Source organism: Dactylosporangium sp. NPDC000521, from assembly GCF_042898305.1.
GTDB lineage: Bacteria > Actinomycetota > Actinomycetes > Mycobacteriales > Micromonosporaceae > Dactylosporangium.
In genome coordinates this window covers 1-1,811 of sequence record NZ_JBIAYW010000059.1, presented here as the reverse complement: position 1 = coordinate 1,811, position 1,811 = coordinate 1, and the positions used below count along the sequence as shown (strand labels likewise).

Sequence of the window (1,811 nt, the reverse complement as noted above, 5' to 3'; positions counted from 1 at the left end):
GGCGTCGCCGAGGCCTCCCAGACGGCCGCGGCCAGCATCACCGAGACCCAGGCCGCCAGCCAGGAACTGGCCCGCACGGCGGCCCACCTGCAGCAGCTCGTGTCGCAGTTCCGCTTCTGGGTCGAGCCGGCGGCCCGGCGGACGGGGCACGGTTCTGTCTGCGGATCGCGGAGACTGGTGCGGTCGTCGGCGCCACCCTGGCCGTCGAAGCCGCCGACACCACTTCTGTCAACGACCGTTGATCCTGGCTCTGGCACGGATTCCTGATCGTCATTCCCATCCGGCACAACACCGCCGCCTGTCGCGCCCGAGACAGCACTGGTGGCGCTCTCGGTATTGTCGCTCCATGGTGACTGCGACGGACGATGGCCCTGAGGTGGCTGCGCGGACCCCGGCGCGGGGCGGGGGGCGGCCGACGCTCGCCGCGGTGGCGCAGCGGGCCGGCGTGAGCCTGAAGACGGCGTCGCGGGCCCTGAACGGCGAGCCGAACGTCGCGCCGGCGACCCGGGAGAGGGTCCAGGAGGCGGCGCGCGAGCTCGGGTTCCGGCTCAACGCTGTCGCGGCGGACCTCGCGCGGGGCGGTGCGTCGCATCTTGTCGGGTTCATCACCGGTGACCTCGCGAACCCCTTCTACTCGGCGGTCGCGAGCGGCATCGAGTGCGAGCTGCGGCGCCACCGGAGGCAGCTGATCATCGCCAGCTCCGGTGAGGATCCGGAGTGCGAGCGCGCGCTCACGGCCGAGCTGGTCGGGCGCCGGGTCGGAGCGCTGATCGTGACGCCGGTCGGGCAGGACCATGAAGACCTCGCGCGCGAGGTGGAGGCAGGCCTGCCCGTCGTCCTCATCGACCGGCCGGCGCCCGGCCTCGATGCGGACATGGTGGTCATGGACAACCGCGGCGGCGTGCGCGCCGCCGCCGAGCACCTGATCGCGCGGGGCCACCAGCGGATCGGGCTCGTCGGGGACGAGTCGCATCTGTGGACGTTCAAGGAGCGGCGCGACGAGTTCATCGGGGCGCTCGCTCGCGGCGGGATCGCCGACGCGGAGCGGTACGTGCGCGCGGGCGCACACGACGCTGCGCTTGCTCGCCAGTTCGTCGGCGAATTGCTCGCCGCGGACCCGGCGCCGACCGCGCTGCTCACGGCCAACAACGTCATCACCGTCGGGGCGCTGCACGCCTTGCGTGACCGCGCCGCGGCGACGCCGGGGCTGCGGGTCGCACTCATCGGGTTCGACGACTTCGAACTTGCGGACCTGCTCGGCGTGACGGTGGTGGGCTACGACGCGCAGGAGCTCGGCCGCCAGGCGGCGGTGCTGGCGGTCACCCGCCTCCAGGACCCGAGCCTCCCGACACGCACTGTCGTCGTGCCGACGCGTCTGGTTGCCCGCGGGACCGGGGAGCTGCACGCCGGCTGAGCGGCCTGGCGGACCGTTCCCTCAGTCGGCGGGCGACACACGTGGCCGCGGTCGGTGACCGCGGCCACGTGTCCTCGCAGTGATGGCGTTATGCGCCCGGGCCCACCTCCAGGGTGCTGAGCCCGGCGTCGCCCTGATGCCACGTGGTGGTCAGGGCGACGTACCGTGCTGTGGCGCCCAGCTTGACCGAGCCGAGCCGCGTGCCGGCCGCGACCGAGCCGGCGTCGGTGAACGTCAGGCCGTCGTCGCTGACCGACACGGTCGCGGCCGGCGCCTGCGCCCCGTTCCAGGTCAGCCTGACCGTGCCGATCGCGGCGGACCGTCCCAGATCGACGACCATGCGCCCGTCCGTTCCTGGGACCCACGCCGTGCCTCGGTCGCCGTCGACGGCGAGCGA

General features: G+C 73.5%; 3 protein-coding genes. 2 read left to right on the top strand and 1 reads right to left on the bottom strand.

Annotated elements, in window-relative coordinates:
- Together ACFY3L_RS54515 and ACFY3L_RS54510 are read left to right on the top strand one after the other, a co-directional pair.
- Window positions 1-267: hypothetical protein (locus tag ACFY3L_RS54515; RefSeq protein WP_389343928.1), on the top strand; the 267-nt coding region annotated here is incomplete at its 5' end.
- A 79-nt stretch (window positions 268-346) separates the two neighbouring features.
- Complete coding sequence (locus ACFY3L_RS54510; RefSeq protein WP_389343926.1) at window positions 347-1,414, top strand: LacI family DNA-binding transcriptional regulator; 1,068 nt, start codon at window positions 347-349, stop codon at window positions 1,412-1,414.
- An 88-nt stretch (window positions 1,415-1,502) separates the two neighbouring features.
- On the opposite strand, the gene ACFY3L_RS54505 is transcribed toward ACFY3L_RS54510, so the two are convergent.
- A partial coding sequence (locus tag ACFY3L_RS54505; protein ID WP_389343923.1) for a discoidin domain-containing protein occupies window positions 1,503-1,811 on the bottom strand: 309 nt, incomplete at its 5' end.

What these genes read in the sequence shown, in the direction of transcription:
- ACFY3L_RS54510 (WP_389343926.1), top strand. Translation starts at nt 347, where the DNA reads ATGGTGACTGCGACGGACGATGGCCCTGAGGTGGCTGCGCGGACCCCG.